At 46.0% G+C, this 3,147-nt stretch carries 3 protein-coding genes; all 3 read right to left on the reverse strand.

Annotation, left to right across the window (positions count from 1 at the left end; genetic code table 11):
• A partial coding sequence (locus tag C3Z13_RS04615) for a DUF452 family protein (protein WP_103855146.1) occupies window positions 1–625 on the reverse strand: 625 nt, incomplete at its 3' end.
• A complete protein-coding gene (gene bioF / locus C3Z13_RS04620; RefSeq protein WP_103855147.1) occupies window positions 626–1,798 on the reverse strand; it encodes an 8-amino-7-oxononanoate synthase in 1,173 nt (390 codons plus the stop codon). It abuts the gene before it with no gap.
• Window positions 1,791–3,080 carry an adenosylmethionine--8-amino-7-oxononanoate transaminase gene (bioA, locus tag C3Z13_RS04625; protein ID WP_103855148.1) on the reverse strand — a complete coding sequence of 430 codons (1,290 nt, stop codon included), beginning with the start codon at window positions 3,078–3,080 and terminating at the stop codon, window positions 1,791–1,793. Before bioA ends, bioF begins: the two co-directional genes overlap by 8 nt.
• Window positions 3,081–3,147 lie beyond the last annotated feature (67 nt).

Consider the following 3,147-nt stretch of genomic DNA (forward strand, 5'->3'; position numbering starts at 1 on the left):
TTTTTATGCGTTGCTCTTCGACGATATGCACTAGCTCCGCTTGGTAGGCTTGCCAAAAGCTAAGCTGATTTTGCACGGGGAAAATGCGATCCTTTTCGCCCACAATGGCTTTTGTCCATTGTATTGAACTTTGCTGCCCCTGAGTTTGTTGCATCGCGTGATAAAGTGCGGTCAATTCTGAATGCACTTTTTGCCAATCGCGTTGCTCCGCCAATACTTGATAATGCTGAAAAATGTCGCTATCATCGCACATTCTGCGTTGAAATTTAGTTAAATTGCGTTCATCTAGCTGTTCTAGCGTTCCAACAAACACCGCTTGCGGAATACCCATTTCGTCATCACAAGGTTTTCCCGTGCCGTTAATGGCGGTAGCACTGATAAGGGGCGTTTCCCCGAGTACCTGATTTGCTACCCACACGCCCATTGACCACGCCACAAGGCGGATTTGCTGATAGGCGGAAAGATCCTGCTCAAAATGCAGATCTTGATAGTCGTAGCACAATAATAAATCCGTGTTTTCGGGCAAGGTTAAATGCCCCACCGCACTGGCAGGCGTTCCCCAGCCGGCAAAATAAAGGATTAGCTGTTTGTTATTTTCTGCCGTTTTAATCAATTTGGTTTGCATTTATTGCTGAAATTCCTGTAACAAAGTGAGAAAAGCGTCCACTTCTTGCTCGCTCATATCCGCCGTTAAAGAAAGGCGGATTCGCGATGTGCCTTGTGGCACAGTTGGCGGACGAATCGGCAAGCAATAATAGCCCTGTTGTTGCAAGGTTTGAGCGGTGGCAACGGTTTTTTCGTTATCGCCGATGATATAAGGAATAATGCCACTTTCGCTCACAATGGATTGAGCTAAATTCTGTCGAAAAAACGACCGCACTTTTTCGCTTAGCTGATGTAAATGTTGGCGACGCGTAGCAAAGTGTGGGAGTTTTTCAAACAGAAATGCCGTCCACGCAACGCATATCGGTGGCAAAGCGGTAGAAAAAATCAGCGGTCGCATTTTGTTGATTAAGTAATCTTTTAGCAGTTGATCGCACACCACATACGCTCCCATTGAAGCGAGGGCTTTGCCAAAGGTGCCAACTAAAAAATCGATCTTTTGCACGCAACCTTGTTGTTCCGCAATGCCTAATCCCGTGTCGCCATAAGCCCCGATAGCGTGGGCTTCGTCCACATAAAGCATTACATTGCCAAAGCGATGTTTTAATGCCACAAGCTGGCGTAAATCTACCACATCACCATCCATACTGAAAATGCTTTCGGTAACGATGATCATTCGTTGGTAATGGGCTTGATGTTTTGCTAATAAGGTTTCTAAGTGATTGAAATCATTATGCCGATAGCGAACAAAATCCGCCTCGCTCAAGCGAATGCCGTCAATGATACTGGCGTGAACCAGTTTATCCGCCACGATCAGGGTTTTCTTATTTGCCACCGCGGGCAAAATACCGATGTTGGCGTGATAGCCACTATTAAACAGCAAGCACGCCTCGCGTTCAAATCGGCTTGCCATTAGGCTTTCGAGCTGTTCGTAAATGGCGAAAGATCCCGTTAATAACCTTGAGGAAGAGGAAGTAAAGTGCGGTAGGTTTTCGCCATAGTCTTTTAAAAATTCGCTTTTCAATGCGTCATCATTGGCAAGACCTAAATAATCATTAGAGGACATATTGAGCATTGTACGTCCGTCTTTGACGATCATTTTGCCTTGATGATCTAACTGGGGAAGCTGACGAAACTGCCCAATCGCCTTGAGTTCTGCCAGTGTTTGTGCAAAATCAGCGAGATAATTATTCATTGTAAACCTCTTTGAGTACTGCCAATAAGCCTTGCATGAGCTGGCTGAGCTGAGCGGCCGAAATAATAAAAGGAGGCATAATATACACCAAATGCCCGAAAGGGCGTAGCCAAATGCCTTTTTCGACAAATTTTGGCTGTAAAATGTTCAAATTCACAGGTTCTTTCATTTCTAACACGCCAATCGCCCCCAGCACACGCACCTCTTTTACCGCCTTGAAGGATTTTGCAGGGGCAAGTTCCATTTTTAATTGTTGCTCAATGCGTTGCACATTGCCTTGCCAATCGCTTTCCAATAATAAATCAATGGATGCACTGGCAATGGCGCAAGCGAGCGGATTGCCCATAAAGGTTGGCCCGTGCATAAAACATTTTGCTTCGCCGTTGCAAATGGTTTCTGCTATGTGAGCGGTGGTAATAGTGGCAGAAAGGGTTAAATAACCGCCTGTGAGGGCTTTGCCTAAGCACATAATATCAGGCTTGATATTGGTGTATTCGGTGGCAAATAATTTCCCTGTTCGCCCGAAGCCCGTGGCGATTTCATCAAAAATCAGCAATACGCCATATTCATCACACAAGGCACGGGCTTTTTCCAAATAAGTCGGCGAATAAAAATACATTCCGCCTGCCCCTTGCACAATCGGCTCTAAAATTAAGGCAGCAATTTCACCGCTCTTTTCTGCCAGTAAATCTTTGAGCGGCTGAATATCTGCCTCTTGCCATTGTCCGTCAAAAGGGGTTTTAGGCTGAGGGAGGAAATACTGCACGGGCAAGCCTTTCGCAAATAGACTGTGCATACCCGTGATCGGATCGCACACCGACATCGCGTGCCAAGTGTCGCCGTGGTAGCCCGAACGAAGGGTGGCAAACTTGTAACGCTCGCTTTCCCCTTTCGCTTGCTGATACTGAATTGCCATTTTCATCGCTACTTCCACCGCCACAGAGCCACTGTCGGCGAAGAAAATTTTGTCTAGCCCTTGAGGTAATAATTTCACCAAGCGAGAAGCCAATTCACCAGCGGGATCGTGGGTAAATCCACCGAACATAATATGGCTCATTTTATCCAGTTGATCCTTCGCCGCTTGGTTCAGTTTTGGGTGATTATAACCGTGCAACGCCGCCCACCAAGAAGACATTCCATCAATCAGCCGCTTGCCATTTTTCAACGTGATTTCCACCCCGTCCGCACGTTCCACCGTAAACATCGGTGCATCACTATTCAGACGAGAATAAGGGTGCCAGATGTGGTTTTTGTCGATATTAAGGAGGGATTGTTCTTGCATTTTTGCTCTTCCTTTAATTTTGTTATTTTAATCGGAACATTTGAGCGTCTTTAGGTTTCGCCCTAAA

Source organism: Avibacterium endocarditidis (assembly GCF_002921145.1).
Classification (GTDB): Bacteria; Pseudomonadota; Gammaproteobacteria; order Enterobacterales; family Pasteurellaceae; genus Avibacterium; species Avibacterium endocarditidis.

Coding starts and splice junctions, on each gene's coding strand:
- bioF (WP_103855147.1), bottom strand. CDS start 1,798: ATGAATAATTATCTCGCTGATTTTGCACAAACACTGGCAGAACTCAAG.
- bioA (WP_103855148.1), bottom strand. CDS start 3,080: ATGCAAGAACAATCCCTCCTTAATATCGACAAAAACCACATCTGGCAC.